At 66.8% G+C, this 1,522-nt stretch carries 2 protein-coding genes; one reads left to right on the forward strand and one right to left on the reverse strand.

The genetic code is table 11. The annotated features are described in order from the left end of the window. Positions 1–1,040: DNA polymerase III subunit delta' (locus KIH75_RS09975; RefSeq protein WP_219056548.1), on the forward strand; the 1,040-nt coding region annotated here is incomplete at its 5' end. A gap of 8 nt (positions 1,041–1,048) precedes the next feature. On the opposite strand, the gene KIH75_RS09980 is transcribed toward KIH75_RS09975, so the two are convergent. After that, positions 1,049–1,522 (reverse strand): LacI family DNA-binding transcriptional regulator (locus tag KIH75_RS09980; RefSeq protein ID WP_219056549.1); only part of this gene is annotated, 474 nt, incomplete at its 5' end.

The following is a 1,522-nucleotide window of genomic DNA, read 5'->3' on the forward strand; positions in this document are numbered from 1 at the left end:
CGGGTTCCGGCCGCTCCAATCTGGCACGCGCGTTCGCGGCCGCGCTGGAAAGCCCCGATCATGGCCTTGGCGACGAGCCGACCCGCGTCACCTCCCAGGTGCTCGCAGGAACGCACCCCGACGTGAGCATCCTCGCCACCGACAAGGTGACCATCGGCATCGACGAGGTGCGCGAACTCATCACCGTATCCGAGCAGATGCCGAGCACCGCGCCGTGGCGCATCATCATCATCGAGGACGTGGACCGTATGCTGGAGCGCACCACGAACGTGCTGCTCAAGGAGATCGAGGAACCGTCCGAACATTGCATCTGGCTGCTGTGCGCACCCAGCGCCCAGGACGTGCTGCCCACCATCCGCTCCCGCACACGCATCGTGAACCTCGCCGTCCCGCAGCCCGCCGCGGTGGCCCGGTGGCTGGAGCAGAGCAACGGCATCGACCCGAACATCGCCAAACAGGCCGCGCGTCTGGCCGAAGGGCATATCGGCATCGCGAAACTGTACGCCACCAACGAACGTGTACGCACCGAACGCGACGAGCTTGTCTCCGGCGTGCTGAACCTGCATCGCGCCTCCGACGCCGTGCTGCTCGCCGACCGGTTGAACGCCGAAGCCAAGTCGCAGGCCGAGGAGGATGTGGAGCGCGAGGCGGCCCGGGCGCAGGCCGATTTCCGGCGTATCAACGGCTTGGGGGAGTCCGACCGCATTCCGCCCAAGCTGCGCGGCGCCTACAACGCCATCGCCAAGAAGGATGAGATCAAACGCAAGGCCACGCGCCGCAGCCGCGACGTGCTCGACCGGGCGCTGACCTCCGTGGCGAGCATATACCGCGACATCGCGGTGCTGCAGAATGGCGCCGAGGATTCGGTGGGACTGATCAACCTGGAGAACCGCGCGGCCATCACCGAACTTGCCGCCCGTATGCCGCGTTCCGGCGCTGTGGAACGGCTCGATCAGGTCGCGCTGGCCCGCAAACGGCTCAACGGCAACGGCAATCCGCTGCTCGTGTTCGAATCGTTGTTCTGTGCGCTGCTGCCCTGAACGCCGGTTCAGGGCCTGCCGTACCGGGTGGATTCGCGGATCACAAGCTGCGGCGGCAGTGAGACGTGCGAAGGCTGGCCGGTTCCCGCGGCCAGCAGGCGCAGGGATTCCGAGACGATCTGCTCGAACGGCGGGCGCACGGAGGTGAGCGTCGGCATGGAGGTGGCGGCGAGCGGGGAATCGTCGAAGCCGACGATCCGCACATCCTCCGGAACCCGCAGGCCCAGGGTGTGCAGCGCCACCATCGCGCCGAACGCCACCGCATCGTCCGCGCAGATCAGCGCGTCCGGGCGGTTGTCTTTCGAGAACAGGCGCATCGAACAGTCGTACCCGCGCTGCATGGTGCGTTCGCCGAACTGGTTCCAATCCGTGTATGAGGTGAGATGGTAGGCGCGTGCCTGCGTGCGGAACATGGTGAACATCTCGGCCGATTCGAAGTTGACTTCCTTGCTGGCCATGTAGGCCACGGCGTGCGCGCCGCG

Source organism: Bifidobacterium pongonis (assembly GCF_019331805.1).
GTDB classification, from domain to species: domain Bacteria; phylum Actinomycetota; class Actinomycetes; order Actinomycetales; family Bifidobacteriaceae; genus Bifidobacterium; species Bifidobacterium pongonis.